The sequence below is a fragment of the Gammaproteobacteria bacterium genome (genome assembly GCA_033720895.1).
Classification (GTDB): domain Bacteria; phylum Pseudomonadota; class Gammaproteobacteria; order Natronospirales; family JAJUFS01; genus JAWWBS01.
This window is the reverse complement of record JAWWBS010000022.1, coordinates 1-26828: the sequence shown is the minus strand read 5'-3', so window position 1 is coordinate 26828 and position 26828 is coordinate 1. Positions and strand designations below refer to the sequence as shown.

Genomic DNA, 26828 nt, shown 5'->3' with positions numbered 1-26828 from the left:
TTAAAACAGGTCAGCCTCCGGCGTGTCATCCTTTTTGTCGTCGCCATCGAGCCCTTCGTCACGGGGCTGCTCGGCCTCCGGCAGCGACCCCTCGATGAAGGTTTCGAATATCGCTGCGGAATTTGTCGCACTGGCCAGCAGCCCCGACTCCGGGTCGATACGAACGCTGACGAGACCGGTCGGCCGCTCTCGGAAAGTCTCTTCGCGCCCGGCCAGTGCCACTCGCATGAATTCGATCCAGGCGGGCAGCGCGGCGCGGCCACCGTACTCGCCGCGTCCCAGCGACGTGAAATCATCAAACCCGACCCAGACCGTGGTCGCCACCTCGGGATTGAAGCCGGAGAACCAGGCATCACGGTATTCATTGGTCGTTCCGGTCTTGCCGGCGATGTCCTCGCGCCCCAGTTCACGCGCCTTGACGCCGGTTCCGCGACGGATCACGTCGCGCATCATGTCGGTGATCAGGTAATTCACCTGCGGGCTCATGACCCGTTCGGCAAATACCGGCTCCGGGAACGGATCAACGGCAGGCGGCTCCGAGCCAGCTTCTCCCTCGCTTGCCGCAGCAGCCGCATCGCCAGCTTGCAGCGCTTCAGGTTCCAGCAGGGCCTCGTCTTCCAGCGCGGCCACCTCGACATCGTCATCCACAGCCGCAATGGCATCATCGCCAGCCTGCTCGCTTGCGCCGTCCTCCTGTTCGCACTCCGGGCAGGCCAACGGTGGGTTGGCCAGGTACAGCAGGGTGCCGTCGACGTCCTCGATCCGATCAATGAAATATGGTTCGACGAGAAAGCCGCCATTGGCCAGCATGGCGTACTCACGGGCCATCTCCAGCGGCGAGAATGCGGCCGACCCGAGCGACAGCGACAGGTCGCGTGGCAGGCGCTCGCGCGGGAACCCGATCTCGCTGAGGTAGTCGATCGCCGTGACGATGCCGATGGTCTGCATCACCCGGATGGAGACCAGGTTGCGTGAGCGGACCAGCGCCTCGCGCAGGCGAGTCGGTCCGTAGAAGCGCCCGGAATCGTTCTCCGGTCGCCAGACATCTTCGAGCTGCTCGTCCGCAAACACCACCGGGGCATCATTCACGATAGTGGCGGGCGTGAAGCCATTGGCCAGCGCCGCCGAATAGACAAAGGGCTTGAAGCTGGAGCCCGGCTGGCGTTCGGCCTGCGTGGCCCGGTTGAACTTGCTGCGGTAGTAATCGTAACCACCCGTCAGGGCACGGATGGCACCATCGACAGGATCCAGCGAAATCAGGGCGCCCTGCACCTTGGGCTCCTGGGCCAGTCGCCAGCCAGCCTCGTTCGCCTCGCTCGCATCCGGCCAGAGGTAGACGATCTGTCCGACGTCCAGGACATCCTGCGGCGTTTCCGGAGCGGGGCCCAGGCGATCGTTCTCCAGCTCAGGACGTGCCCAGGCCATGGCAGCCAGGCCAAGCTCGAGCTTCCCGGTTGCTTCTGCCCAGACTACGGCTCGCTCGTCGTCGATAGCTGTCACCAATGCGCGCGTCAGCGAACCGGGCTCGGGATAGTCTTCGAGCAACTCGTCGATGGGAGACAAGGGACGGTCTTCGGTATTCGCATTGACAGAGACAACCTCGGTCGTCGCTCCTTGTTCATCCCCAACCTCGATCGCCTCGCGCGGCACCGGGTTTTCAGCCAGCCATTCTGCCTGCGCGGCCAGCAGCTCTTCGAGCTCGGCAGCCTCGACCTGGCCGGCCGGGCCACGGTATCCATGTCGCTGGTCGAATTCCTGCAGGGCAGTTTCCATCGCGGCATTCGCCGCTTCCTGCAGCTCGCCATTCACCGAGGTGTAGATCCGGTACCCGGCGGAGTAGACCTCGTCACCGAAGCGTTGCTCGGCCTCGGCACGGGCCATCTCCGCTATGTAAGGAGCATCCAGGTCGACCACGAAACCGTGGTACTTGGCAGTAACCGGCTCCGCCATGGCCTCGTCATAGGCCGCCTGATCGATGTATTCGAGCTCCAGCATGCGACCCAGCACATAGCCACGGCGCTCCAGCGCCCGCTCCGGGTTGGCAATCGGATTGTTGCGCGACGGCGACTTGGGCATGGTGGCAATCATCGCCATCTGCGCGAGACTCAGCTCGTCCAGCGGTTTGCCGTAATAGATTTCGGCCGCCGCACCGACACCATAGGCGCGGTTGCCCAGAAAGATCTTGTTCAGGTACAGGGTGAGAATCTCTTCCTTGGAGAGCTCCTCCTCGATCTTGAAGGCCAGGAATATCTCGCGGATCTTCCGAGACCAGACCTGCTCGAAGCTCAGGAAGAAGTTCTTGGCCACCTGCTGGGTGATGGTCGAGGCCCCGCCGACGATCTCGCCCGCCCGGATATTCATCCACATGGCCCTGGCAATGCCCATGAGGTCGATACCCGGGTGCTGGTAGAACCGGTCGTCCTCGGCCGCCAGGATCGCCAGCTCCATTTCGTCCGGGATCTGCTCCAGGGTCAACGGCACCCGGCGCTGGTCGCCGTATTCGGCCAACAGGCGCTCGTCCCTGGAGAACACCCGCAACGGCACCTGCAGGCGGATCTGCTTCAGCTCCTGGGCGTCAGGGAGGGTCGGAGCGTAATAGAGGTAGGCACCGAGAATGGCGAGAAGCCCCAGGAAGCCTGCCGTGAGGCCGCTTGCGAGGAGATATATGAGGAGTCGCTTCTTGCGGGACATCTTGTTCACCATGAAATTCGGTTCCTCGGGGAAATTCGGGCCTGGGCAAAGCTCGGGATTATACGATGGGCTTGGCAGTCCGGCTAACTCACAGTTGATTTACCCATTTATTGATATATAGTTGAGGTCAGTAGTTAAGATTCTGGACTATGTATCTGTCCCAACTTGCCGTTAGCAAAAGGAAAATGCCGTGTTCAAGTCGAAGCCGAAACCGAAATTGGGGGTCGATCTCAGCACCTCCTCGGTAAAGCTGATCGAGCTCAGCCGGTCCGGTAATTCCTACAAGGTCGAGACTTACGCGGCAGAAGCCATGCCGCCTAACGCCATCGCCGACAAGGTAATCCAGGACCCGGAAGCGGTCGGTGATGCAATTCGCAAAGCCGCCAAGCGAGCCGGTTCGCGCGTCAAGGACGCGGCAGTCGCCATTGGCGGCGCGTCGGTCATCACCAAGACCGTGCCCATGCCGGGCACTCTCTCCGACAAGGAGCTTGGCGAGCAGATCGAGAACCAGGCCGATCAGTACATTCCCTTCCCCATGGAAGAGGTCAGTTTCGATTACGAGTTGCTGGGCCCTTCGCCCAACGACCCCGAAATGGTAGACGTACTGCTGGCCGCAACTCGCAAGGAAAATGTGGAATCCCGGCAGGAAGTGCTGGACATGGGTGGACTCAGCGCCCAGGTGGTCGACATCGAGGCCTATGCCCTCGAGAACGCCTGCGAGCTGCTGACCTACCAGATGCCGGACGAGGGCCTGGACAAGACCATCGCCCTGGTCGATTTCGGCGCCACCACGACCACCTTCAGCGTGCTGCATGACCGCAAGATCATCTACACGCGTGACCAGGCCTTCGGCGGCAAGCAGCTGACCGAGGAAATCATGCGTCACTACGGCCTGTCCTTCGAAGAAGCGGGCAAGGCCAAGAAGGAAGGCGGGCTGCCCTCCAATTACAAGCAGGAGATCCTCGATCCCTTCATCGAGGACATGGCGCAGCAGATCAACCGTTCAATCCAGTTTTTCCTGTCGTCGTCCAATGAATACGAAGAGCTGGCGCAGATCATCATCTGCGGCGGCTGCTCGGCCATTCCTGGCGCGGCAGAGTACATACAGGACCGACTCGAATCGCCCACCGTCGTTGGCGATCCCCTCGGGCAGATGAAACTCTCGGGCAAGGCCAAATCTCAGCTGGTGGAAGCAGATTCCTCCGCCCTGATGCTTGCCTGCGGACTGGCCATGAGGAGCTTTGACTGATGCCACGGATTAACCTACTCCCATGGCGCGAAGAAGCGCGCAAGGAACGCCAGAAGAACTTCGGCATCGCGTTCGGTATCGCCGTTGCGATGGGCGCGGCGGTCGTCGTTGCCGGCAAGCTGCATTTCGACCAGCTGATCAACAACCAGAGGGTTCGCAACACCTACCTGGAAAGCGAGATCAAGATCGTCGATGCCAAGATTGCCGAGATCAAGGAATTGCAGGCGACCAAGCAGCGCCTGATCAATCGCATGCAGGTCATCGAGCAGTTGCAGCAGTCTCGTCCCGAGGTGGTACACCTTTTCGACGAACTGGTTCGCACCCTGCCTGATGGCGTGTACCTCACGCAGGTCAAGCAGACCGGCAAGAAAATCGAACTGCAAGGCGTCGCCGAATCGAATGCCCGCGTTTCCAACTACATGCGCAACATCGAGGCATCGGACTGGCTGGAAAACGCCAAGCTGGGCCCCAGCGGCATCCAGTCTCGCGGAGACAGCGGCCTGCGACGCAGCAATTTCCAGTTGCTCGCTTCCCAGGCCAAGGGTGAAGGCGAAGCTGAGGAGATAGAGGAATGAATCTTCAGGAACTTGCCAACGAGATCAACAATCTCGACCCGAACAATATTGGCGACTGGCCAGGTCCGATCAAGGGCGTGGTGCTGCTGATTGCGTTTGGCGCCACCATCGGTGCCGGCTACCACTTCATCATCAGCGACCAGCAGGACCAGCTGGCGCGGGTCGAAGCCAAGGAAGACGAGCTGAAGCGCGAGTTTGCCGAGAAGCAATCGCGGGCGGCGAACCTCGATGCCTACAAGGCACAGCTCGAAGAGATGGAGCGCTCGTTCGGCGCCATGCTGCGGCAGTTGCCGGGCAAGGCCGAGATCGACGACCTGCTGATCGACATTTCGCAATCCGGCCTCGCAGCCGGCCTGGAACAGGACGCATTCGTCCCGCAAGGCGAGCGCGCCCAGGAGTTCTACGCCGAGGTGCCGATCCAGATTCGCCTGACCGGCGATTTCCACCAGTTTGGCGAGTTCGCCAGCTCGGTGGCCGCCTTGCCGCGCATCGTCACGCTGCACAACATCAGCATCCAGCCCGTCGGCGGCCGCAATGCCGATACCAGCGGCAAGAAGCTGCAGATGGAAGTGATCGCGAAGACCTATCGCTATCTCGATGAGAACGAGCAAGCTGCGCAGGCGGCACCTCAGACACGCGGAGGCCGTCGATGAACCGGGTAAACAGGAATTTTGCACGCCTCGCGCTGCTCGGCGCGGTCACGCTGCTGGGCGCCTGCGCTGGCGATACGTCCGACCTGCAGCGCTTCGTCGCCGCGGAGAAGGCCAAGAAGCCGGGTCCGATCGCGCCGCTGCCGCAGATCAAGCCTTACGAAACCTTTATCTACCAGGCACAGGAAGAACGCTCGCCCTTCGTGCCCGACAGCGAGACTCGCGTCGAGCCCGGCACTGCCGTGGCGAGCAACAATGGCCTGGCGCCGGATGCGAATCGCAACAAGGAATACCTGGAACAGTACACCCTCGACGGCTTGAAAATGGTCGGCACGATTGACTTCCGGGGTACCGACTTTGCGTTGGTCGAGGACCCGGAAGGTACCGTCCACCGAGTCACGGTGGGTAACTACCTGGGACAGAATCACGGCAAGATCACTGAAATTTCCGAACTCGAAGTACGACTGACGGAAATCATTCCGGACGGACTGGGAGGCTGGATGGAACGCCAGGCTGCCATCGGCCTTTCCGAATGATTTGCTGGGGAGAAGCAAGATGAACGTTAAAGGCATTTTCAACCGCGGAACCTTCGGCCGACTGGCCATGGCTGTTGTCGCGGCATCACTGCTAGGCCTCGCCCCGGCTGCCTCCGCGCAGGAAGGGACGATCGCATTGCAGGATATCGAAGTGGCATCGCTGCCCGGCAACCAGGTGCAGTTGCGCCTGAGGATGAGCGAGCCCTCGCCGGAACCGGTGGCCTTTACCATCGACAACCCGGCACGGCTGGCTATCGACCTGGATGGTGTCTACATCGACATGGACCGCCGTCGCACGGAGGTCAGCATTGGCGACGTACGCAATGTCATGACGGCCGAATCGCAGGGCAAGACCCGCGTGGTCATCAACCTTGCAGACAACATCGAATACACGACCCAGCGACAGGGCAACGACCTGCTGATCACGCTTGGCGGTGAAGCCAGTGCAAGCAGTTTTGGTCCGGTCTCTGCCGCAGCGCCGACGGCCAGCACCCCTGCCGCTGCACCCGCCAGCACGCCGCGCAAGGAAACGAAGCCGCGTGGCCGCGCAATCACGGCGATCGATTTCCGTCGCGGCCCTGACGGCGAAGGCCGCATCATGGTGGACCTGACGGATCCGAAGACCATTGTCGACCTCAAGCAGGAAGGCCAGCGCACGGTCATCGAGTTCCAGGGCACCACCCTGCCGAACGAACTGATGCAGACCTATGACGTGCTCGATTTTGCCACTCCGGTGCGCAACATCGAGGCGACGCGCAGCGCCAACAATGCCCGCCTGGTGGTCAACGCCGGCGGTGAATTCGAACAGCTGGCCTACCAGGCCGACAACCGTTTCACGCTGGAATTGAAGCCGGTCATCGAGGATGAAGACGAAAGCCGCAAGAAGAAGGAATACACCGGCGAACGCTTCTCGGTGAACTTCCAGGACATCGAAGTTCGTGCCCTGCTGCAGATCATCGCTGACCTGTCCGGCTTCAACATGGTGGTATCCGACTCGGTCTCCGGCAACATCACCCTGCGCCTGCAGGATGTGCCCTGGGACCAGGCACTGGATATCGTGCTGCGCACGCGCGGCCTTGCCATGCGCCAGAACGGCAACGTGATCCTGGTGGCACCGCAGGAGGAAATTGCGGAAATCGAGCGCAAGGAACTCGAGGCCGCCCAGCAGGTACGCGAGCTCGAACCGCTGGTATCGGAATTCATCCAGATCAACTATGCCAAGGCCAGCGAACTGGCAGCACTGATGAAGTCCGACAGCAACTCGCTGCTCTCCGAGCGTGGCTCGGTGACCATCGACGAGCGCACCAACACCCTGCTGGTACAGGACACGGATAGCCGCCTCAGCGACATTCGTCGCATGATTCGCCAGCTGGACGTGCCGGTTAAGCAGGTGCTGATCGAATCCCGCATCGTGATCGCGAACGACGACTTCAACAAGGAACTCGGCGTACGCCTTGGCTACACCGACTTCAGCACGGAGCCGGGCCTGGGCTATCCGCCCAACATCACGTCCGGTACGGCAACCCAGACCTTGTCGATGGTCGAGGACCTGACTGCCGGCAACCCCGTGACGCTGCTGGATCCGGATCGCTTCAATGTCGACATGCCAGTGACCAGCCCGGCTGGCCAGATTGCCTTTGCCGTGCTGGGTCGCTCGCACATCGTCGATCTCGAGCTCTCTGCGCTGCAGGCCGAAGGTGAAGGCGAAGTGGTTTCCTCGCCCCGCGTGGTGACGGCCAACCAGACCGAAGCCCTGATTCGCCAGGGTGTCGAAATCCCTTATCAGGAAGCATCCTCGAGTGGTGCGACGACAACGTCCTTCAAGCAGGCCGTGCTGCAGCTGAAAGTAACGCCGCAGATCACGCCTGACGATCGCGTTGTACTGGACCTGGAAGTGACGAATGACAGCGTCGGCGAACAGGTTCCGAGCGCCACGGGCGGCTTCGTACCGAGTATCGACAAGCGCGAAGTGGCCACGCGAGTCATGGTCAACAACGGCGAGACCGTCGTGCTCGGCGGCATCTACCAGACCACGCGCAACAAGATTGTCAGCAAGGTGCCGCTGCTCGGTGACATCCCGGGCCTTGGCTTCCTGTTCCGCAACACCAGCGAACAGAACGACAAGCGCGAACTGCTGATATTCGTCACACCGAAGATCCTCAAGGAGGGTCTGACGGTCGCTGAATAAGATCCCGAACAAGGGGACAACCATTAGCGGGTTCTTCGGAACCCGCTTTTCTTTTATGCTGGCCGAACTCCAACAACTCGTCGGCGACCCATCGAGACCAGCATGCAAGCAGTGAAGCACGTAACACTGGTCGGCCCCATGGGTGCCGGCAAGACTGCCATCGGGCGACAACTGGCACGCCTGCTGGACCTGCCCTTCGAAGACACGGATCTCGTGATACAGCAGCGCACGGGCGTCGACATCCCGTTCATCTTCGAAAAGGAAGGCGAAGCCGGATTCCGGGCACGAGAAAGCCGCGTACTGCAGGATCTGCTGGCCGGCCCTGCCTGCGTGATCGCGACCGGCGGTGGCATTGTCGAACGAGAGGAAAACCGCTCCTTGCTGAAAGAACACCACCCCGTGTTCCTGCTCGATGCCAGCATCGACTCACAGCTCGCCCGCACTCGTCGCGGACTGCATCGCCCCTTGCTGGAGGCGAACGATCCACGCGCCGTGCTCGAATCCCTGTACCTGCGTCGGCGTCCGCTTTATCTTGAGGTTGCCAGCCAGGTCGTGGTTACCGACAACCGCCATGTAAAGGCCGTGGCCGGCGAGGTTCTCGAACTGCTACGGAAGGAAACTCCGCAGGCATGAGTGACATTCGCGTCGAACATCAAGCAGGCAGCTACACCATCATCTTTGCGCCGGTCGCAACGCTGGAAGATCGCCTGCAAGCTCTCGCAGGCAATGTACTGGCCGTGGTCGATCGCCGGGTGCACGAGCTTTATCGCGAGCAGTTGGCCAGCCTGATGCCCCAAGAGGCGAAACAGGTGCTTGTCGATGGTGGTGATGCAGCGAAGAACCTCGATTCACTGCAAGCCATCTGGGACGCCTGCGCCGAACATGGTATCCGGCGCGACGGCCTGTTGGTCGCCGTTGGCGGTGGCGTGGTGGGCGACATGGTCGGTTTTGCGGCCGCTACCTGGATGCGCGGGATCGATTTCCTGCAGGTTCCGACCACCTTGCTGGCACAAGTGGATTCGTCCGTTGGCGGCAAGACCGGAATCAATCACACGGCCGGCAAGAACCTGATCGGCGCCTTCCACCAGCCGGTCGATGTGCTGATCGACCTGTCGTTCCTCGACACGCTGCCCAGGCGCGAATTCAGCGCCGGCATGGCGGAGATCATCAAGGCAGCCCTGCTGGCAGGCGAGGACGAGCTGAAACAGGTAGAGGCGCTGGCCCCGGCCATCATGGCAGGTGATCGCGACGCGCTGGAAAAGGTCCTGCGCATGTCCATAACGCTCAAGGCGCGCATAGTTGCTGCAGACGAACGCGAAGCCGGACAACGAGCCGTTCTCAACCTGGGGCACACCTTCGGTCATGCCATCGAGCGCGAACTCGGCTACGGCAGCTTGCTGCACGGGGAAGCGGTAGGTCTGGGGCTGCTGGCCGCCTGCCGTTGCTCGGAAGCCGTCAGCGGCCTGGCACCGGCACTGCGCCAGCGAGTCGGGCGACTGCTGGAAACCTGCCAGCTGCCGGCGGTGCTGCCAGCGGCGTCGCCGGTATCCGAGCAGCTGCTGGACGCCATGGGCCTCGACAAGAAGGCGCTGTCCAGCGGGCTGCGGCTGGTCCTGCTGGAAGCCGCCGGCAAGCCGGTCGTGGCAGATGACGTCGCATCGGAGCACATCCTGGCTGCCTGGGACACCATCCAGCCGACCCCATGATAGAATCCGGGCCGAATTCCCAGCACCGGAACCGACCATGCCCGCAGACAAGATGATTCCCGCCAGGGACCGCCTGATCGTCGCACTCGACGTCGCCGATACCAGTGCCGCCAGGCAGCTGGTGGAAACCCTTGGCGACAGCGTCACCTTTTACAAGATCGGGCTGGAGCTGTTCATGGCCGAAGGCTATTTCGAGCTTCTCGACTGGCTTGTGGCGCAGGAGAAGAAGGTCTTCGTCGACCTGAAGTTCTTCGATGTCCCGGCCACGGTAGGATCGGCCGTCCGCCAGCTCAGCTCGCGCGGCGCAACCTTTGCCACCGTACACGGCAACCAGGCCATCATGGAAGCCGCCGCTGCCAACAAGGGCGAGCACATGAAAGTGCTTGCCGTGACCGTCCTGACCAGCCTCGACCGTGGCGATCTCGACGACCTCGGCTTTGCCTGTGACGTATCGAAGCTGGTCGCCTCCCGTGCTCGCCGCGCACTGGAAACCGGGGTGGACGGCGTGGTGTCGTCCGGCATGGAGGCCAAGGCGCTGCGCGACGAACTGGGCGAGCGGCTGATGGTCGTGACCCCGGGGATTCGTCCGGTGGACAACCGGCCCGCTGACGACCAGAAGCGCGTTGTCACGCCAACCCAGGCCCTGCAGGATGGTGCTGACTACATCGTGGTCGGCCGTCCCATACGCAATGCCGACGACCCGAAAGCCGCGGCCGATGCCATCCAGGCAGAAATCGCTGCCGTCTACGCGAGCTGAACCATGACAGAACTGAAAAACGATCGCCTGCTGCGCGCCCTGCTCCGCGAACCCGTGGACCGCACACCCGTCTGGATGATGCGCCAGGCAGGCCGCTACCTGCCGGAATACCGCGCGACCCGTGAAAAGGCCGGCAGCTTCGTCAAGCTGATGAAGAACCCGGAGCTGGCTTGCGAAGTGACGCTGCAGCCACTGGAACGCTATCCGCTGGACGCGGCCATTCTGTTCTCGGACATCCTGACCATTCCTGATGCCATGGGCCTGGGGCTTTATTTCGAACCCGGCGAAGGGCCGAAATTCGAACGCCCGCTGCGCTCGCGTGCCGATATCGACAAACTTGCCGTGCCTGATCCGGAATCCAGCACCGGCTACGTCATGGATGCCGTGCGTACCATTCGGAGTGCCCTGAATGGGCGTGTACCCCTGATCGGCTTTGCCGGAAGTCCGTGGACACTCGCCACCTACATGATCGAAGGCGGCTCTTCAAAGGACTTTGCCCGGGCGAAGGGCCTGATGTATTCCGATCCAGCGACGCTGCATGCCCTGCTGGAGAAGCTGGCGGACAGCATTGCTGCCTACCTGGCGGCGCAGGTCGCCGCCGGTGCGCAGGCGCTGCAGATCTTCGATACCTGGGGCGGAGCCTTGTCTGATGCGGCCTACCGGGAGTTCTCGCTGGCCTACATGCAGCGCATTGTCGAACAGTTGCCGCGCGAGGCGGACGGTCGCCGGGTGCCGGTCATCCTCTTCACCAAGAACGGCGGCTTGTGGCTGGAATCCATGGCCGAAGCGGGCGCCGATGCCCTGGGCGTCGACTGGACCATCAACATCGGCGAGGCGCGGCGGCGTGTCGGCGACAAGGTTGCCCTGCAGGGCAACATGGATCCCGGCGCGCTGAACGGGTCACCGGAACGGATCCGGGAGGAAGTCGGCCGCATCCTGGCCGATTACGGCAAGGGCTCGGGTCACGTGTTCAATCTCGGCCACGGCATCACGCCGGGCATCGATCCCGAGAACGCCGGCGCGATGTTCGATGCCGTCGTCGAGCTGAGCCCTGCCTACCACGACTAGCTCACCTCGGTAGCCAGAAAAAAAGCCCCGCGATGCGGGGCTTTTTTCTGCAACAAGGCAACTGGCCCTTACTGCTCTTCCTCGCGCAGCGCGCGGCGCAGGATCTTGCCGACGTTGGTCTTCGGCAGCTCGTCGCGGAACTCGACGTGGTCCGGCACCTTGTAGCCCGTCAGCTGCGAGCGGCAGAATTCGATCAACGCATCGGCAGACAGGTTCGGATCCTTCTTGACCACGACGATCTTCACCGCCTCGCCCGACTTCTCGTCCGGCACGCCGATGGCAGCAACTTCCAGCACACCCTCGTGGGCGGCGACGACATCTTCGATTTCGTTCGGATAGACGTTGAAGCCGGAGACATTGATCATGTCCTTCTTGCGATCCACGATGAAGAAATAGCCGCGCTCATCCATCTTGGCCATGTCGCCAGTGCGCAGCCAGCCATCGTCGAGCACTTTCTCAGACTCGTCCGGACGGTTCCAGTAGGCCTGCATGACCTGCGGTCCCTTGACGCACAGTTCGCCGACCTCGTCCTGCCCTTCGACCGTATTGCCGTCCTCGTCGACCAGCTTGGCGTCGGTCGATGGCAGCGGCAGGCCGATGGCACCGGTGAAGTTCTTGTCGCCAAGAATGTTGGCATGGGTGACCGGCGATGCTTCCGTCAGGCCGTAACCCTGGGTCAGCCCGTTGCCAGTGACCTGTTGCCAGCGATCGGCGACCGCACGCTGCACTGCCATGCCACCACCAAGCGCGAACTTCATGTGACTGAAGTCCAGGTCCTTGAAGCCATCGGCATTCAACAGGCCGTTGAACAGCGTGTTCACGCCGGTTATCGCGGTGAACTTGTGCTTGCCGAGTTCCTTGACGAAGGCCGGCATGTCACGCGGATTGGTGATCAGGATGTTCAAGCCGCCAAGGTTCATGAACAACAGGCAGTTCACGGTCAGCGAAAAGATGTGGTACAGCGGCAAGGCGGTGATGGCCTGTTCGCGCCCCTCCTCGAACATGCCGCCCGCCCAGTTCTTGAGCTGCAGGAAATTGGCAATCATGTTGCCATGGCTCAGCACCGCACCCTTGGATACGCCAGTGGTACCGCCGGTGTACTGCAGGAACGCGACGTCGTCATGTGTCGACTCGACCGGCTCCAGGGTCTGCCACTTGCCCTCGTTCAGCGCCTTGTGCAACGACAGGCTGCCCGGGAGCTCCCACGCCGGCACCATCTTCTTGACGTGCTTGATGACAAAATTGACCAGCGCCGATTTCGGGAACGGCATCATGTCGCCGATGCGCGTGGTGACCACCGTCTTGACCTCGGTCTTGTCGATCACCGCTTCCAGCGTGTGAGCGAAATTCTCCAGGATGACGATCGCCTTGGCACCGGAGTCCTTGAGCTGGTGTTCCAGTTCGCGGGCGGTGTACAGCGGGTTGACGTTCACCACGGTCAGGCCAGCTCGCAATACAGCCGCCAGCACGATCGGATACTGCAGCAGGTTCGGCATCATGATCGCGACGCGATCACCCTTGGTCAGGCCGGCAACCTGTTGCAACCATGCCGCGAAGTATCGGCTCTGCTGGTCGACATCGGCATAGGTCAGGGTGGCCCCCATGTTGTGGAACGCTGGCAGGTCCCTGTACTTCTGGAAACTGGTATTCAGCATGTCGGTCAACGAGGAAAACTCGTTGACGTCGATTTCCTTCGGCGCCCCTTCCGGATAGTGGTTGAACCAGACCTTGTTAGCCACCTGACACTCCTTGCAATGATGATTTCAGCATTAGCCGCCTGGTCGCGTGACGCGACGGAATTGCAGGCGCCCATTGATGGGACAGGTATAGCATCGGGGCCAAGAGCAGGGCAAGGTCACGGCGTGGATGCGCCGGCGCGGGCCGCGGGGAGCGGCCAAAAAGACCTCAGATCTGGTGATCCAGCAGTTCGGACAGCTTGCGAATACCGGAATCGATATCCTCGCCCAGTGGCACGGCACCCGCCTTGATGATGGCGTCGCGCTTTTTCACCGAAATCAGGCCACCGACCACCACCGGCACGTCCACTGACGCCACGAGCTCGGCCAGGTCCTTTTCGATCACCTCGGCAGAACTGGCAGCCGCGCCGGACAACACGATGCACTCGGCTTCGCTGCGCTTGACCGCCATCATCAGCTCGTCAAGCGGCAGGTCGGCGCCCAGCAGGACCATGCGGTAATCATGCGACACCGCGCTCAGGGCAAACAACAGCATGCCAAGCTCGTGGTTCTCGCCCGGGAAGCAGGCGGACAGCAGCTTCGGACCCTTGGAATTCCGGGTGCGGTGATGGAAACGTGCGCCCAGCTTGTTCCGCAGGTAGACCGCGAAGAAGTGCTCCTCGGCGATCGAACCCTCGGCCGTTTCCCAGCGCCGGCCGAGTTCCTTCAGCAGCGGCACAACCAGCTTCTCGGTCACCTGGGTGACGGGGTACAGCGACAGGGCCTCGTTGTAGGTATCTTCCAGGCCAGCTTCGTCGAAACGAATGATGGCCGCGACCATCCGGTCACGGTACAGCGCCCAGGCATCACGGGCCTCGCTGCCACCGCTGGACGCCTGCTGGCGCTCCAGGGCTTCCTTGACCTGGCCAATGGACACACCCTTGTCCAGAAGACCGAGGATGCGGTTGATCAGGTCGATGTCTTCACGCGTATACAAGCGATGGCCCTTGGGCGTGCGCTGCGGCTGAATCAAGCCATAGCGGCGCTCCCAGGCGCGCAAGGTCACGGAATTCACTCCCGTCAGGCTCGATACCGTCCTGATCGGGAATTTGTCCTGCTTGATGCTGTCAGCGACAGCTTCCGGATTGGGGCTTTGTTCTGTCATGGTGTAAACTATACAACATTTATACAAATAGCGGGAAGTCTTTGATTGTCGTAAAAATTTCCTGTACACAATGGTTAATGGTTCTGCCTAACCCATTCTGGAACCCGCCTTGCAAGAGTCGGCAGCAGCCGTCTCGGGAGGATACATGCAACAGCTTACCCATACTGCCTGGATTACCGGCGGCGGCACCGGCATTGGCCGCGCCATCGCCTTGCGGCTGGCGCGAGAGGGTTGGCGCGTGGCCATTTCAGGGCGCCGGGCCGAACCGCTGGAAGCGGTCCATGCCGACGCACGCGAGCTGGCCGGGGAAATCCTGCCGATGCCGGTCGACGTCACCGACCGTGACGCCATGCATCGGGCCGCCGCCGAGATCCGCGAGGCCTTCGGGACACTTTATCTCTGCGTCCTCAATGCCGGCACCTATTTCCCCTACGATGCCCGCAAGGATTTCGATGCCGAGGCCTTCGACAAGCACTACGCCGTGAATTTCTTCGGCGTGATCAACGGCATCGATGCCGTGATCGACCCCATGCGCGAGTACCACATGGGCCATATCGTCATCGTCAGCAGCGTGAGCGGTTACAGTGGCCTGCCGCTGGCGGCGCCCTACAGCTCAGGCAAGGCGGCGCTGATCAACCTGGCCGAATCGCTGAAGTTCGATCTCGACCCGCTGAACATCAAGACGACCATCGTCAATCCGGGTTTCGTGGAAACACCGCTGACGGACCAGAACAAGTTCACCATGCCGGCGATGGTCAGCACCCAGACTGCCGCTGATCGCATTGTCGACGGCATTCATGCCGGCAAGTTCGAGATCAACTTTCCGCGGCGCTTTACCTGGATCCTCAAGTTCGCGCGCATCCTGCCCTACTTCATGTACTTCCCGCTGATGAGGAAGTTCACGGGGCGCACCGCATGAGCGGTTCGGCGAACGAGGTGCTGGAGCAGGCATTGGACGATTACGCCCGGCTTTACGAAAGCATCACGCCAGCCGACCTGGAGAAGCTGGATCGCTACTTCGCCAGCGACGCACGCTTCAAGGACCCCTTCAATGACGTGCGCGGACTGGACGCCATCCGCCACGTTTTCGAGCGCATGTTCGAAACCTGCCTGGACCTGCAGTTCAATGTGCAACACCGCTTCCTGGAAGAAGCTACCGGCTGTCTCATATGGTCATTCCGCTTCCGACCCAATGTCGCCGGCCTGCGCAGGCAGACCTGGTCGCTGGAAGGCAGCTCGCGGATTCGCTTCGATGCGGCTGGCAAGATCGTCGAGCATGTCGACTTCTGGGATTCGGGCGAATACTTCTACGCACGGCTGCCGGTCATCGGCGCCATCATCCGCTTCATCAGGCGCCGGGCTGGCTGATGGCATCACTGGGCGATATCAGGCTGATCACGCTCGACCTGGATGACACCCTGTGGCCGATCGTGCCCGTCATCGAGCGTGCCGAGCGATTGCTGCACGAACACCTCGCCGAGCATGCGCCCGGGGTCGTCGAGAAATTCACCCCGCACTGCCTGCGCGGCCTCCGCGCCGAGGTCGAGGAACTGCATCCGGAGCTGGGCAATGACATCACGGCATTGCGCAAGCGTTCGATCGCACTGGCGCTCGAACGCAGCGGCGAACCCGGCCATCACGCCGATGCTGCCTTCGAGGTTTTCTGGAATGCCCGCAACGAAGTCGACCTGTTTCCCGACGCCGCACCCGCGCTTGAGCGCCTGAGCAGGCACTTCAGCCTCGCTGCCGTGTCGAACGGCAATGCCGACGTCACCCTCATGCCAATGGGGCATTACTTCGACTTCAGCCTGTCGGCCCGGCAGGCAGGCGTGATGAAACCCGACCCGGGCATCTTTCACCGGGCCTGCGAAACCGCTGGCGTGAGACCGGGGCAGGTGCTGCACGTGGGCGATGACCTGCACTGCGATGTCCAGGGCGCGCTAGATGCCGGCCTCCAGGCGGCGTGGATTCATCGGCCGGAACTGGCCATGCCGTCTACCAGCCCCGTCGAGCAGAAGCCCGCCGGCGCCCTGCTGTTCCACTCGCTGCGACAGCTGGCCGACGCCCTGCTCGGCGCCGACAACGGACGGGCCCTTACGACTTCTTGAAGAACAGCGTGATCTCGCCGGCGGTAAAGCCCAGCTTGGAGAAGGTCGCGCGATTCACCAGCACGTCGTCCTCGTGCAGGTACATCCAGTCGTTGAAATGGAAGGTCCAGTTCTCGCCGTCGATCGGCACGTCGAGGCTGTACTGCCAGTTCAGGGCATTGCCGTAGGCTTCACCGACCGCGATGCCGTTGATGTCACCGGCACGACCTTCGTAGCCATGCTCGCCCACCGGCTTGATGCGCCATTCGCGGTAATCGGTTTCGCCATCGGCGTAGACAAAGTCCTCTTTCAGGACGAATTCATCACCCTCCCACTCGCCGGTCATGTCGACGGTGAAACGGCGTCGGACCTTGCCCCAGCGGTCCTGCACGATACCCCAGGCGCGGGTCTCGCCCTTGAAGTATTCCTCGATGCGGAACTCCGGCTCGACACCGGCATAGACGGACGGATCGGTGGCACAGCTGGCAGACAGCAGGGACATGGACAGCACGACCATGCCCAGGGCAAGCCGGCGGGAGAAGGCATTCTGATGACGTGTCTGGACTTGCATGATGTACTCCTGGGAAAACGGAAGAATTCGAAATGGCTACTGCTGCGCGATGCGTTGCCGCAACTCGGCCTGGCGCGATTCGTCCAGCGGAAAGTTGCGCAACAGCAACATTGCCACCAGCTTGAAGGCAACGGGCAGTCCGCCGTACAGCAGGGCGAGAGCCAGCAGGCTTTGCGCATCGTTGCTGTCGGCCGAGGCATCGAAGCCGGCAAGCTCCAGCAAGGGGAACGCCACGCCAACGGCCAGTGCCAGGGACAGCTTGGTCGCCATGCTCCACAGGCCGAAATACAGGCCAGCCCGGCCGCCACCACCGCTGGCAGTGTCTTCATCGATGACATCGGCCTGGATCGAGGCAGGAATCGCCTGGTCGACACCCAGGCTCGCACCGGACAGCACGCAGATCACCATGAAGGCCCAGGCATCCCCGGCGCCCAGGAAAGGCACCCAGGCAAAGATCAATGACGCCCAGATCATCGACGCCACCCAGACACGATGCTTGCCGAACCGTTGCGCCAGCTTCAGCCACACCGGCAAGGTCAGCACGCCTGCCAGGAAATACACGGCCAGGTAGATGCCCGACCATTCCTGCTGCTGCAACACGTGAGTGACAAACAGCAGGAACAGCGAGGCCGGCAGGCCGTTCGCCAGGCTGTTCAGCAGGAACGCAGCCAGCAGGCGCCGGAACGGCAGGTTCTGCTTGAGAATCTTCAGGCCGTCGCGCCACGGTGGCGGCTCGCGTTTCTCGCCGGCGGGCTCGCCCACGCCGAAGACCAGCAGCAAGGCCGCAACGGGAATCACCGTCACCAGCACCCAGGCCAGGGCCTCCAGTGCGGCCGCACGCGTCTCGCCCTGGTATTCAAGCAGCCCCGGGAGACCCACGGCCAGCAAGGTACCGAGAATCACGAAACCTTCGCGAGAAGCGGTAATGCGCGAGCGCTGGTGGTAGTCGGCGGACAGCTCGGCACCCAGCGCGGTGTAGGGAAGAATCACCAGTGTCCAGCCGAGGTAGGTCAGCAAGGACCAGCCCAGCAGGTAATGGATGCCGACCTCGGCGGGCGGAACGAACAATTGCCAGCCGCCCAGCATCAGCAGGGGCGCCCCGACCAGCAACCAGGGCAGGCGCCGACCCCAGCGCGTCGGGAAGAGATCGGATCCGACGCCCACCAACGGGTCGGTGACCATGTCCACCAGCCGCGCGGCCAGCAGCACGCCACCCACGGCACTCAGGGACAGTGCCAGGTCATCGGCGTAGAAGGTCGGCAGGTAGACATACAGCGGCAGGCCCAGCGCAGCCAGCGGCAGGCCCAGCAGGCCGTAAGCCAGCAACTGCGGGTAACTCATGCGTGCGGGACTGTCGGCGCTGCTCATGCCTCGGTCGACGAACGTTCGAGCAAGACCTGCATGACGTCCGTGCGCTTGTTGTCGAAACCGGTTTCGCAATACGCAAGGTAGTAGTGCCACATGCGCATGAAGCGCTCGTCATATCCCTGCGACTGGATGGCGGTGCGATTGGCCATGACCTGGTAATCCCAGCGTCGCAGGGTCTCGGCGTAGTCCGGGCCGTGGAAGCTCTGCGCTTCCAGCGACAGGCCGGCTTCCTTCACCCGCTCCGCAAAGACTTCCGGCGACGGCAGCATGCCGCCAGGGAAAATGTAACGCTGGATGAAATCGACATCCTTGCGATAACGCGGGAAGTCCTCGTTGTTGATGGTGATGACCTGCAGTGCCGCCTTGCCGCCGGGGACCAGCCGGTCATGGACCGTCTTGAAATAGGTGGGCCAGAAGTCTTCACCGACCGCCTCGAACATCTCGATGCTGACGATCTTGTCGTAGGTCTCCGGCACGTCACGATAGTCCTGCAGGCGAAACTCGACCTGTTCGGCAACACCGGCAGCAACGGCACGACGTCGCGCTTCCTGCAACTGCTCGGTGGACAGGGTTATCGACGTGACGCGGCAGCCGGTCTGCGTGGCCGCCTGGATGGCAAAGCCGCCCCAGCCCGAGCCGATTTCCAGCACGTGGTCGTCAGGACCGAGCTCGAGCATGTCGATCAGCCGCTGGTACTTGTTGCGCTGGGCATCGACCAGGGACTGCCCGGGAGCGTCGAACACGGCCGACGAATAGGTCATGGTCTCGTCCAGCCACAGGCGATAGAAATCGTTGCCAAGATCGTAGTGATAGGCAATGTTGCCGCGCGAGCCGCTGCGGGTATTGCGCCGCTGCCAGTTATGCAACAGCCAGTCAGCCACTTTCGAATACCAGCGACCACCCTGCACGTTGTTGATGGCATCGCGATTCAGGTCCAGCAAGCGGAGCAGCTCGACCAGTCGCGGCGACTCCCACTCGCCGGCCATGTAGGCCTCCGCGAAGCCGATGTCACCACGACTGATGATGCGCTTGAAGACATTGGCGTCGCGAATCACCCAGCGTGCCGCAGGTCCGGCCTGGTCACCGATGAATTCGTGCTTGGCGCCGGATGGCAGTTGCAGCTCGAGCTGCCCATGGCTGATGCGCTTGAGCGCCTTGAGGAGCAACCGCTCGCGCCAGTCCAGGCTCCGGTCGGGTTCGAAGTTCAGTGATTGTTCGTTCTGCATGTCTCGGTTACCTCATGCATGGGTGGCTCTGGCTTGCGGTGGAACTGCACGCCACGCAGCCAGAGCTTGGCTGCCTGCCAGTGAATCATGGCGACGACCTTGATGGTCATCAGCGGCATGGAAAGAAAGCGTCCCAGCAGCGCGCGATCGGACATCGTCACTCGCTCGCCTGCCAGCGTGGCAACCAGCATGCGATTCATCTCGCCCTGCTCGTCGCGTTCGTATTCATCGATCACCACGCGCATTTTTTCCGCGGGTGCCTGGATCAGGAAACGGTACTGCATGTTCATGCCGAGAAACGGCGACACGTGGAAGACCTTGTCGACGGCATGCCAGCTGCCTTCCTGCAGCGTGCCGCCGCCGGGGGCCTTCACCAGGTAATGGTGCTTCTCGCCAAAGGTGTTGCGTACTTCGTAAATGACAGCGCGCAGCTGGCCATCGCGGTGATAGCAGAACCACAGCGACAACGGGTTGAACACGAAGCCGAGGATGCGCGGGAAACACAGCAGCTCGACCTTGCCGCCATCGAGACTGACCCGATGCCTGGCCAGCAGGCCGACGGCCCAGCTGCGCAGGTCGGAACCGTCGCAAGGACCATGATCCTTCTCCTGGAAACTGAACAGGTTGAAGCGGTTCACCGAGAACAGCTTCAGGCGAGCATCCAGTTCGTCGAGGCGCGACAGGTTCAGCAACAGGCTGGCAACCCGATAGACGAAACGATAGCGCCGCGGGAACAGCCGCATGTGCATGACCTTGCTGCGATACAGCGCGGCATCCATCACACGGCCTCCTGCATGTCGGGAGCCTGCGCTTCCCAGGGCGGCTCGATGCCGAGCTTCGCTGCCACGTTGACCGCCGAGCGGAAACCGTCCTCATGGAAGCCATAGCCTGTCCAGGCGCCGCAGAAATAGATTCGCTCGCCCTGGATGCTGTCGAGCTTCTGCTGCGCCGCCATGGCCTCGGTGGTGAACACCGGGTGGGAATACTCGATGTCGTAACGGACCTTGTCAGGGTCGGGCTGTCGCACCGGGTTGAGCGTGACAATGAACTGCTCCTTGCCGGGAATCGACTGCAGGCGATTCATCCAGTAACTGACCGACACCCGTCGGGTACCGTCGGTGTCGGCATCCGCCAGGTAATTCCAGCTGGACCAGGCCAGCTTCCGCCGGGGCAGCAGGCGCGTGTCGGTGTGCAGCACGGCATGGTTCTCCTGGAACTCGAACGCACCGAGAATCGCGCGCTCCTCGACACTGGCATCGTCCAGCATCGCCAGCGACTCGTCGGCATGGGCAGCCAGCACGACCCGATCGAAGGTGGACGACCGACCGTTGTGGTCGGTCACGCGTACCTGGCCGTCCTCGCGGCGCACGCTCACGACCCTGACACCGCGCCGGACCCGGCCCGTGAAATCCCGCAGCACGCGCTGCATGTATTCCTTGCTGCCGCCGGAAACCGTCCGCCACTTCGGTCGATCGTTCACCGACAGCAGGCCGTGGTTGGCAAAGAAACGCGCAAAGCTCGCCGCCGGGAACGCGAGCATGGTCGACAGCGGGCAACTCCAGATCGCCCCGCCCATGGGCAGGAGGTAATGCTGGCGGAAGCGCTCGCTGAAGTCGGCCACGTCCAGGTACTCGCCCAGCGTCATGCCCGCGAACCCGTCGTTGCGCTCCATTCTCGCCAGGGTCTCCTTGTTGAATCGCAGGATCTCGAGCAGCATCCGCCAGTGTGATGGCTTGAGCAGGTTGCTGCGCTGCGCGAACAGGGTATTGAGATTGTCGCCGGCATACTCGATCCGGCCATCGTCGACCGTCACGCCGAAAGACATGTCGGATGGCAGGGTCGGTACCCGCAGGTAATCGAAAAGACGGGTCAGCAGCGGGTAATTGCGTTCGTTGTAGACGATGAAACCCGTGTCGACGGGCAGGCTGCCCAGCTCGCTGCTGACTTCCACGGTATTGGTGTGCCCGCCGGTGCGGGCATTGGCTTCGTACAGCACCACCTCGTGCCGCTGGCCCAGCAGCCAGGCAGCGCCCATGCCACTGATGCCGGAACCGATCACGGCGATGCGTTCTCTCTTGCCTGTTGCCTTGTCGTTGCTCATCTTGCCCTGCCATTGCCCCACCGAGGAGGCCCGCTCGCCAGCATCCTGGCGATTTGCGCCGGCTGCGGGTCGAGATTAAGATATCAGTCTTGTACAAGTATTATACGCAAAATGCGCGGTTTCAAGCATTATTTGTATAAGTTATGCACAATTGGCAGGAACAGCGGGCCTGGCGCGGCCTCAGTGGCTGGCGACGGGTTCGCCGGCAGCGGTTTCGAACGCGGGCTGCAGCAGGCCGCGAATGGCAGGCCAGACGTTTTCAAGCAATTGCGGCTGGGCGGCCGCGGTCGGATGGATGCCATCCGGCTGCATGAGCGCCGGGTTCAGGGCAACGCCCTGGAGGAAAAATTCGACCAGCGGAACCTCCAGCTCGGCAGCGAGGTCCACATACACCTGGTGAAACTGCTCGGTGTAGTCCTGGCCGTAATTCGGCGGCAACATCATGCCGAGCAACAGCACGTCGGCGCCCGCGTCGCGACTCAGCTTGATCAACTGGCGCAGGTTGCTCTCCATGACATCCAGCGGGAAGCCGCGCAGGCCGTCATTGCCACCCAGCTCGATGATGACCAGGTCAGGTTGGTGTACGTCCAGGGCCCGCGGCAGGCGCGACAGTGCCCCGCGGGTGGTGTCGCCACTGATACTGGCATTCACGACCTCAACCGGGTCATCCTGTGGGCCGAACTCGTCAGCCAGGCGAGCCTCGAGCAGCGTCGGCCAGCCCTCGCCGGGCCGCAGGCCGTAGCCCGCGCTCAGGGAGTCCCCGACAATCAGGACCGTTTGCGGCTGCGCGGTTTCACTCGCCGACGCCGGAAGCGCCAGCAGCAGGAACAGCAAAGAGAGGAAGAAACGCGACATGTCTGATACCCAGTCTGCAGTGAAGGAAGCGGCGATGCTCGTGGTCGATGCACTTGGCAAGTCGGTGGAGTCGCCGGAAGGGACTCTGACCATTCTCGACGAGGTGAGTTTCCGTGTCGAGGCCGGCCAGTCGGTCGCTGTCATCGGGCCTTCCGGCTCCGGCAAGTCCACCCTGCTCGGCCTGCTGGCCGGCCTGGACACGCCCACTCGCGGCGGTGTGACGCTGGCGGGCACGGCATTCAACGATCTCGACGAGGACGGTCGTGCAGCGTTGCGCGCCGCCCACGTCGGCTTTGTCTTCCAGTCCTTCCATCTCCTGCCGGCACTGACAGCGCTGGAAAACGTCATGCTGCCGCTGGAACTCGCCGGTGATGCCGAGGCCAGGAAGGACGCGCTCGACCGTCTCGCCGACGTAGGCCTGGCCGAACGCGTAGGTCACTATCCGAACCAGCTGTCGGGCGGCGAGCAGCAACGCGTGGCCATTGCGCGCGCCTTCGCCACCCGTCCCGGCATCCTGTTCGCCGACGAACCCACCGGCAATCTCGACACCCGCACCGGTGAGCGCATCATCGAACTGCTGTTCGAGCTGAACCGCAAGAACAACACCACGCTGGTGCTGGTCACCCATGACGACCGCCTCGCAGCGCGCTGCGATCGCGTGTTGAGCCTCGATGCCGGCAGGCTGGTGAAGCAAAGCGAGGCCGGCGCATGAATCCACTGGTACTCGCATCTCGCCAGTTGCGCCGGGAATGGCGCTCTGGCGAGCTGGCCATCCTGGTGATAGCGCTGGTGATTGCCGTTGGCGCGTTGAGCTCGGTGAGTTTCTTCACCGACCGTGTCCGCACTGCGGTCGAGCGCCGCGCGACGGAATCACTGGCCGCCGACCTGGTCGTCCAATCCCGCCAGGCCTTCCCGCCCGAGTTCCGGGCGCGCGCCGAGTCTGCCGGTCTCGAGGTCGCGCTGACACGAACCTTTGCCAGCGTGGTGACCACCGAGAATGCCGCCCAGCTGTCGGAAATCCGTGGCGCCGAAGCCGGCTATCCATTGCGTGGCAAGCTGCGCATCACGGAACGGGCATTCGCGACAGCCAGCGAAACCGACGCACTCCCCCCGCCTGGCACGGTCTGGGTCGAACCACGGCTGCTGGCCGCACTGGGTGTCGAGGTTGGTGACACCGTGCGGGTCGGCAAGCAGGACTTCACTGTCGACAAGGTGCTCGAGTACACGCCGGACCAGGGTTTCAGTTTTGTCGAGATCGCGCCGATGCTGCTGATGCGTGCCGAGGAACTGGACAGTACCGAGCTGATCGGCCCGGCCAGTCGGGTCACCCACCGCCTCTTGATGGCGGGCGAGCGCGAAGCCATCGACGAGCTGCGTGACTTCATCGAACCACAGCTCGGCGCACGCGAACGCCTGCTGGACATCAAGGATGGTCGTCCCGAGCTGGTGAATGCGATCGATCGTGCCGATCGCTTCCTGAACCTCGCCGCACTGGTGTCCGTGCTGCTGGCCGGCATCGCGATTGCCATGGCGGCGCGTCGCTACACCTCGCGCGAAACCGACACGGTCGCCATTCTGAAGTGCCTGGGCCTGCCGCGGCGCACGGTATTGCTGAGTTACCTGTCGCAACTGCTGCTGCTCGCCCTGCTGGCGGGCTTCGCCGGGCTGCTGCTCGGTTACGGCGCCCAACTGGTGCTGGTCGAACTGCTGCGGGATTTTGTCGGCCAGGACCTGCCACCGGCCTCGCTGGACCCGGCACCCTGGGCGCTGGGCCTTGGCATCATCATCCTCGCCGGCTTCGGCATGCCGCCGGTACTGGGGCTGGCCGGGACCACGCCGATGCGCGTGCTGCGACGGGATGTCGGGGCGGCGCCGCTGTCCGGCTGGCTGGTATACGGCATCGCGCTCGCGGCCATCGTTGCCATCCTGTTGATCGAAACCAACGACACGAAACTCTCTGCCTACGTGCTCGGCGGCACGGCCGCCGGCGCGGTGTTGCTGGCCAGTGGTGCCGCGCTGCTGGTCTGGTTGCTGGGGCGCGCCCGCTCCGGCGTCGGCGTGGCCTGGCGGTTCGGCATTGCCAGCATTGTCCGACGTGGTCGCGACAGCGTGATCCAGTCCGTGGCCTTCGGTCTCGGCATGATGGTGCTGCTGTTGCTGGCAGTGGTGCGCACCGACCTGCTTGCCAGCTGGCAGGCCATGCTGCCCGAGAACGCGCCGAACTTCTTCATGATCAACATCCAGCCGGATGAACGCGCCGGTGTCAGCGAGTTTTTCGACGACGAGGGCATCGAGCCGCCAAGTTTCTCGGCGCTGGTCCGGGCGCGCCTGACGCACATCAATGGCGAAGCGATCACCGACATCGACTTCGGCAGCGAACGGGCCCGGGGATTTGCCGAGCGCGAAGCCAACCTGACCATGCTCGACACCTTGCCGGACTCGAACACCGTGGTTGCTGGCGAGTGGTGGCCAGCCGATAGCACCGGGGCACTGGTATCTTTCGAAGAGGAAGCGGCCGAACGGCTCGGCCTGGCGCTCGGTGACGAGGTCAGCTACAACATCGCCGGCGAGGAAATTACCGCCACCATCGCCAGCCTGCGACGCATCGACTGGGATTCCTTCCAGCCCAATTTCTTCATGGCCTTCCCGCCCGGCTTCCTCGAGGTCTACCCGGCCACCTACATCTCCAGCATCTACGTGCCGGAGCGGAAATCGAATGCCATGGTCCGGCTGCTGCGCGAATTCCCGTCGGTCACGGTCATCGACCTCGATGCCATCCTGACCCAGGTGCGGGATGTCATGGACCAGGCGGCACTCGCCGTTGAATACGTTTTCCTGTTCACCCTGCTGGCTGGCGTGCTGGTGCTGCTTGCCGCGGTACAGGCCTCGCGGGACGAGCGACGCTTCGAGTCGGCGATCCTGCGGACCCTGGGCGCAACACGACAGAACGTCATGGCCGGCGTGATCGCCGAATTCACCCTGCTGGGCCTGCTGTCGGCCGTGCTCGCGACGGTGGTGGCCTTCGTTGCCGGCTGGGCGCTGGCGACGCAGATTTTCGAACTCGACTACCAGCCTGGCTGGGGGCTCTGGCTCATCGGCCTCATCGCTGGCACACTCTGGGTTAGCGCGACCGGCGTACTGGCTACCCGCAGGGTGGTCCGCCAACCGCCTCTCATGACACTCAGACGACGATGAACAAGAAACGACATCCCGCCCGAAACAAGCAGCCCAAGCGGCTGTCGGCGGGTGTCATGGTCGTGCGCCAGACCGACAACGGCCTGATGTTCCTGCTGCTGCGGGCGTTCAAGCACTGGGATTTTCCCAAGGGCATGGTCGAGAAGGGTGAACAGCCGCTGGAGGGCGCGCGCCGCGAGGTGGCCGAGGAAACCGGCATTACAGAGCTGATGTTCGACTGGGGCGAGCAATACTACGACACCCCGCCGTACAACCGCGGCAAGGTAGCCCGCTACTACGTCGCGCGCACCACCGAGACCCGCGTGCAATTGCTGCCCAATCCCGAGACCGGCAAGACCGAGCATGCCGAGTACCGCTGGGTCAGCTTCGAACAAGCCTGGAAACTCACCTCACCGCGCGTGCAGAAAGCCCTGTCCTGGGTCGCCCAGGCACTGAACCTGGATTCGGACGGCCAGCCGCTGAACTGACTCAGCCAGGCTGGCCGAACAGGCAATACCCAGCCGCTGACCCGACTCCCGCTCCCTACCGACACTGCTCAGCGGTAAACTCGACCAGCTCCACGAATTCATCGTCCTTGCCATGGACATGCACGGTAATGCGTCCCTCCTGCTTCAGGTAGGCACGCACGTCCTCCTGCTCGCAGGCATCGTACATAGCCATCTGGCGAAAATTCAGGTAGTCGAGAACCTCGACCTCGGCCGCATTCTTCTCCAGGTGCCTTGCATGCAAAACCAGCTGCCCATTTTCAGCCGCCGCGGCATGCACCTGGAAGTCCTGCATCAGCCGGAATGGCAAGGCATCGCGATAGTCCGCCAGGGCCTGCTCGAGCAGCTCTTCGCGTGTCGGCTGCGGACCGAAATCCTCGTACAGCTTCTGGCCGGCGGCAAGCACCGTCGCAATGGCAGACAGCAGCAAGCCGGCTACCCGGAGCTTCTCTTTCCAGGTCAGTGGTTCTTCGTCAATTTCGCTCACGTGAATTTCCCGGGCAACGATATCGAGCGAAAGACTGTCTCAGCTCGCCGCGTCTTTCAATTCCTGCAAGGCAGCGAGGGCGCGTTCGCGCGAGGCCTTGTACTCGATGATCGGTTCCGGGTAATCCTTGCCAAGCTTCACGCCTGCTTTATCCAGCGCCTCGGCCGGCGCTTCCCACGGCGCATGCAGGTG

Annotated in this window: 26 protein-coding genes; 15 read left to right on the top strand and 11 right to left on the bottom strand. The window is 62.6% G+C overall.

Translation table 11 applies throughout. From position 1 onward, the window contains the following. The gene (locus tag R3217_05125) at positions 1-2703 is read right to left on the bottom strand and encodes a penicillin-binding protein 1A (GenBank protein MDX1454822.1); all 2703 of its coding nucleotides are present in this window, start codon (positions 2701-2703) and stop codon (positions 1-3) included. Positions 2704-2881: 178 nt separating this feature from the next. Between R3217_05125 and R3217_05120 the strand changes: the two genes are divergently transcribed. The 9 genes from R3217_05120 (at position 2882) to hemE (ending at position 11420) form a co-directional block, all read left to right on the top strand. Then, positions 2882-3940 carry a pilus assembly protein PilM gene (locus R3217_05120; GenBank protein ID MDX1454821.1) on the top strand — a complete coding sequence of 353 codons (1059 nt, stop codon included), beginning with the start codon at positions 2882-2884 and terminating at the stop codon, positions 3938-3940. After that, positions 3940-4515: a PilN domain-containing protein gene (locus R3217_05115; GenBank protein MDX1454820.1), complete on the top strand. Its 576-nt coding sequence runs from the start codon at positions 3940-3942 to the stop codon at positions 4513-4515. Before R3217_05120 ends, R3217_05115 begins: the two co-directional genes overlap by 1 nt. After that, complete coding sequence (gene pilO / locus R3217_05110; protein MDX1454819.1) at positions 4512-5168, top strand: type 4a pilus biogenesis protein PilO; 657 nt, start codon at positions 4512-4514, stop codon at positions 5166-5168. The genes R3217_05115 and pilO overlap by 4 nt, the downstream gene beginning before the upstream one ends. After that, positions 5165-5701 carry a pilus assembly protein PilP gene (locus tag R3217_05105; protein ID MDX1454818.1) on the top strand — a complete coding sequence of 179 codons (537 nt, stop codon included), beginning with the start codon at positions 5165-5167 and terminating at the stop codon, positions 5699-5701. The genes pilO and R3217_05105 overlap by 4 nt, the downstream gene beginning before the upstream one ends. 19 nt (positions 5702-5720) lie before the next feature. Beyond that, complete coding sequence (pilQ, locus tag R3217_05100; protein ID MDX1454817.1) at positions 5721-7889, top strand: type IV pilus secretin PilQ; 2169 nt, start codon at positions 5721-5723, stop codon at positions 7887-7889. 111 nt (positions 7890-8000) lie between these two features. Continuing rightward, positions 8001-8522 (top strand): shikimate kinase, encoded by a 522-nt coding sequence (locus R3217_05095; protein ID MDX1454816.1) that lies wholly within the window; start codon positions 8001-8003, stop codon positions 8520-8522. Beyond that, the gene (aroB, locus tag R3217_05090; protein MDX1454815.1) at positions 8519-9595 is read left to right on the top strand and encodes a 3-dehydroquinate synthase; all 1077 of its coding nucleotides are present in this window, start codon (positions 8519-8521) and stop codon (positions 9593-9595) included. Before R3217_05095 ends, aroB begins: the two co-directional genes overlap by 4 nt. A gap of 37 nt (positions 9596-9632) precedes the next feature. Then, the gene (pyrF, locus tag R3217_05085; GenBank protein ID MDX1454814.1) at positions 9633-10352 is read left to right on the top strand and encodes an orotidine-5'-phosphate decarboxylase; all 720 of its coding nucleotides are present in this window, start codon (positions 9633-9635) and stop codon (positions 10350-10352) included. A gap of 3 nt (positions 10353-10355) precedes the next feature. After that, entirely contained in the window at positions 10356-11420 is a 1065-nt protein-coding gene (gene hemE / locus R3217_05080) for a uroporphyrinogen decarboxylase (GenBank protein MDX1454813.1), read from the top strand. A gap of 68 nt (positions 11421-11488) precedes the next feature. On the opposite strand, the gene R3217_05075 is transcribed toward hemE, so the two are convergent. After that, the gene (locus tag R3217_05075; GenBank protein ID MDX1454812.1) at positions 11489-13159 is read right to left on the bottom strand and encodes an AMP-binding protein; all 1671 of its coding nucleotides are present in this window, start codon (positions 13157-13159) and stop codon (positions 11489-11491) included. A 166-nt stretch (positions 13160-13325) separates the two neighbouring features. Next, positions 13326-14261 carry a MerR family transcriptional regulator gene (locus R3217_05070; GenBank protein ID MDX1454811.1) on the bottom strand — a complete coding sequence of 312 codons (936 nt, stop codon included), beginning with the start codon at positions 14259-14261 and terminating at the stop codon, positions 13326-13328. Between the two features lie 145 nt (positions 14262-14406). On the opposite strand from R3217_05070, the gene R3217_05065 reads away from it, so the two are divergent. From R3217_05065 to R3217_05055, 3 genes are read left to right on the top strand one after another with little or no spacing between them, the layout of a single operon-like run. After that, positions 14407-15180 (top strand): SDR family NAD(P)-dependent oxidoreductase, encoded by a 774-nt coding sequence (locus R3217_05065; protein ID MDX1454810.1) that lies wholly within the window; start codon positions 14407-14409, stop codon positions 15178-15180. Next, complete coding sequence (locus tag R3217_05060) at positions 15177-15629, top strand: nuclear transport factor 2 family protein (protein MDX1454809.1); 453 nt, start codon at positions 15177-15179, stop codon at positions 15627-15629. The genes R3217_05065 and R3217_05060 overlap by 4 nt, the downstream gene beginning before the upstream one ends. Then, the gene (locus R3217_05055) at positions 15629-16369 is read left to right on the top strand and encodes an HAD-IA family hydrolase (GenBank protein MDX1454808.1); all 741 of its coding nucleotides are present in this window, start codon (positions 15629-15631) and stop codon (positions 16367-16369) included. The genes R3217_05060 and R3217_05055 overlap by 1 nt, the downstream gene beginning before the upstream one ends. Here R3217_05055 and R3217_05050 read toward each other — a convergent pair. From R3217_05050 to R3217_05025, 6 genes are all read right to left on the bottom strand, one after another. After that, complete coding sequence (locus R3217_05050; GenBank protein MDX1454807.1) at positions 16356-16919, bottom strand: DUF3833 domain-containing protein; 564 nt, start codon at positions 16917-16919, stop codon at positions 16356-16358. The two genes, R3217_05055 and R3217_05050, sit on opposite strands and share 14 nt — an antisense overlap. A 36-nt stretch (positions 16920-16955) precedes the next feature. Continuing rightward, complete coding sequence (locus R3217_05045; GenBank protein ID MDX1454806.1) at positions 16956-18287, bottom strand: MFS transporter; 1332 nt, start codon at positions 18285-18287, stop codon at positions 16956-16958. Beyond that, a complete protein-coding gene (locus R3217_05040; GenBank protein ID MDX1454805.1) occupies positions 18284-19513 on the bottom strand; it encodes a cyclopropane-fatty-acyl-phospholipid synthase family protein in 1230 nt (409 codons plus the stop codon). The genes R3217_05045 and R3217_05040 overlap by 4 nt, the downstream gene beginning before the upstream one ends. Next, the gene (locus R3217_05035; protein ID MDX1454804.1) at positions 19492-20292 is read right to left on the bottom strand and encodes a DUF1365 domain-containing protein; all 801 of its coding nucleotides are present in this window, start codon (positions 20290-20292) and stop codon (positions 19492-19494) included. Before R3217_05035 ends, R3217_05040 begins: the two co-directional genes overlap by 22 nt. Then, positions 20292-21614, bottom strand: coding sequence for an FAD-dependent oxidoreductase (locus tag R3217_05030; protein ID MDX1454803.1), 1323 nt, complete (start codon positions 21612-21614; stop codon positions 20292-20294). Before R3217_05030 ends, R3217_05035 begins: the two co-directional genes overlap by 1 nt. A gap of 180 nt (positions 21615-21794) precedes the next feature. Continuing rightward, a complete protein-coding gene (locus R3217_05025; GenBank protein MDX1454802.1) occupies positions 21795-22469 on the bottom strand; it encodes an arylesterase in 675 nt (224 codons plus the stop codon). Between R3217_05025 and R3217_05020 the strand changes: the two genes are divergently transcribed. Genes R3217_05020 through R3217_05010 form a run of 3 tightly spaced genes read left to right on the top strand, consistent with a single transcriptional unit; the run spans position 22468 to position 26131 of the window. Next, positions 22468-23181 (top strand): ABC transporter ATP-binding protein, encoded by a 714-nt coding sequence (locus R3217_05020; protein MDX1454801.1) that lies wholly within the window; start codon positions 22468-22470, stop codon positions 23179-23181. The two genes, R3217_05025 and R3217_05020, sit on opposite strands and share 2 nt — an antisense overlap. Continuing rightward, positions 23178-25664 (top strand): FtsX-like permease family protein, encoded by a 2487-nt coding sequence (locus R3217_05015; protein MDX1454800.1) that lies wholly within the window; start codon positions 23178-23180, stop codon positions 25662-25664. Before R3217_05020 ends, R3217_05015 begins: the two co-directional genes overlap by 4 nt. Continuing rightward, complete coding sequence (locus tag R3217_05010) at positions 25661-26131, top strand: NUDIX domain-containing protein (GenBank protein MDX1454799.1); 471 nt, start codon at positions 25661-25663, stop codon at positions 26129-26131. Before R3217_05015 ends, R3217_05010 begins: the two co-directional genes overlap by 4 nt. A gap of 55 nt (positions 26132-26186) precedes the next feature. On the opposite strand, the gene R3217_05005 is transcribed toward R3217_05010, so the two are convergent. Together R3217_05005 and R3217_05000 are read right to left on the bottom strand one after the other, a co-directional pair. Beyond that, positions 26187-26636: a hypothetical protein gene (locus R3217_05005; protein MDX1454798.1), complete on the bottom strand. Its 450-nt coding sequence runs from the start codon at positions 26634-26636 to the stop codon at positions 26187-26189. A 39-nt stretch (positions 26637-26675) separates the two neighbouring features. Beyond that, positions 26676-26825, bottom strand: a complete 150-nt coding sequence (locus tag R3217_05000; GenBank protein ID MDX1454797.1) for an FAD-binding domain-containing protein — start codon at positions 26823-26825, stop codon at positions 26676-26678. Positions 26826-26828 lie beyond the last annotated feature (3 nt).

Bases quoted from the DNA above. Each gene is read 5' to 3' on its own strand.
- R3217_05125 (MDX1454822.1), bottom strand. From the start codon at position 2,703: ATGGTGAACAAGATGTCCCGCAAGAAGCGACTCCTCATATATCTCCTC.
- R3217_05115 (MDX1454820.1), top strand. From the start codon at position 3,940: ATGCCACGGATTAACCTACTCCCATGGCGCGAAGAAGCGCGCAAGGAA.
- pilO (MDX1454819.1), top strand. From the start codon at position 4,512: ATGAATCTTCAGGAACTTGCCAACGAGATCAACAATCTCGACCCGAAC.
- R3217_05105 (MDX1454818.1), top strand. From the start codon at position 5,165: ATGAACCGGGTAAACAGGAATTTTGCACGCCTCGCGCTGCTCGGCGCG.
- pilQ (MDX1454817.1), top strand. From the start codon at position 5,721: ATGAACGTTAAAGGCATTTTCAACCGCGGAACCTTCGGCCGACTGGCC.
- aroB (MDX1454815.1), top strand. From the start codon at position 8,519: ATGAGTGACATTCGCGTCGAACATCAAGCAGGCAGCTACACCATCATC.
- pyrF (MDX1454814.1), top strand. From the start codon at position 9,633: ATGCCCGCAGACAAGATGATTCCCGCCAGGGACCGCCTGATCGTCGCA.
- hemE (MDX1454813.1), top strand. From the start codon at position 10,356: ATGACAGAACTGAAAAACGATCGCCTGCTGCGCGCCCTGCTCCGCGAA.
- R3217_05070 (MDX1454811.1), bottom strand. From the start codon at position 14,261: ATGACAGAACAAAGCCCCAATCCGGAAGCTGTCGCTGACAGCATCAAG.
- R3217_05065 (MDX1454810.1), top strand. From the start codon at position 14,407: ATGCAACAGCTTACCCATACTGCCTGGATTACCGGCGGCGGCACCGGC.
- R3217_05060 (MDX1454809.1), top strand. From the start codon at position 15,177: ATGAGCGGTTCGGCGAACGAGGTGCTGGAGCAGGCATTGGACGATTAC.
- R3217_05055 (MDX1454808.1), top strand. From the start codon at position 15,629: ATGGCATCACTGGGCGATATCAGGCTGATCACGCTCGACCTGGATGAC.
- R3217_05050 (MDX1454807.1), bottom strand. From the start codon at position 16,919: ATGCAAGTCCAGACACGTCATCAGAATGCCTTCTCCCGCCGGCTTGCC.
- R3217_05045 (MDX1454806.1), bottom strand. From the start codon at position 18,287: ATGAGCAGCGCCGACAGTCCCGCACGCATGAGTTACCCGCAGTTGCTG.
- R3217_05040 (MDX1454805.1), bottom strand. From the start codon at position 19,513: ATGCAGAACGAACAATCACTGAACTTCGAACCCGACCGGAGCCTGGAC.
- R3217_05035 (MDX1454804.1), bottom strand. From the start codon at position 20,292: ATGGATGCCGCGCTGTATCGCAGCAAGGTCATGCACATGCGGCTGTTC.
- R3217_05030 (MDX1454803.1), bottom strand. From the start codon at position 21,614: ATGAGCAACGACAAGGCAACAGGCAAGAGAGAACGCATCGCCGTGATC.
- R3217_05020 (MDX1454801.1), top strand. From the start codon at position 22,468: ATGTCTGATACCCAGTCTGCAGTGAAGGAAGCGGCGATGCTCGTGGTC.
- R3217_05025 (MDX1454802.1), bottom strand. From the start codon at position 22,469: ATGTCGCGTTTCTTCCTCTCTTTGCTGTTCCTGCTGCTGGCGCTTCCG.
- R3217_05015 (MDX1454800.1), top strand. From the start codon at position 23,178: ATGAATCCACTGGTACTCGCATCTCGCCAGTTGCGCCGGGAATGGCGC.
- R3217_05010 (MDX1454799.1), top strand. From the start codon at position 25,661: ATGAACAAGAAACGACATCCCGCCCGAAACAAGCAGCCCAAGCGGCTG.